The following is a 370-nucleotide window of genomic DNA, read 5'->3' on the forward strand; positions in this document are numbered from 1 at the left end:
AGATTATTATGAGAAGCTGGAGGCAAAGCAAAGGCTATTCAACACAGGCTTATGCCTTTAACTTGCCATTACATCCAGCTTCTCATTACGGCGGGCGTGTGCCCAGCAACCGACCAGCGTCACATCCGCTACCTTGTGGTAGCCGGAGTACCCGTCCACGTGCAAGTAGCCGCGGAAACCGGATAAAAAGTTGCGCGGATGTTCGCCGCCTCGTGTTTTCTGATACTCATACACGATGATCGGCGGACCTTCCCTCCCTGTGCGATACAACCACAGGTACGAAGTCGTCTCCGCGGACCGCCCCGGTTCACGAAGCACCTGCACGGTTGTTTCATCGGCGTGCAGGATGTCCTGCTTCAGCAGATGCTCA

At 55.1% G+C, this 370-nt stretch carries 1 pseudogene; it reads right to left on the bottom strand.

Annotation, left to right across the window (positions count from 1 at the left end):
• Positions 1-87: 87 nt before the first annotated feature.
• Positions 88-370 (bottom strand): annotated as a pseudogene (locus EFBL_RS19650) (IS66 family transposase); the annotation flags it as partial.

It is taken from the genome of Effusibacillus lacus (genome assembly GCF_002335525.1).
Taxonomy (GTDB): domain Bacteria; phylum Bacillota; class Bacilli; order Tumebacillales; family Effusibacillaceae; genus Effusibacillus; species Effusibacillus lacus.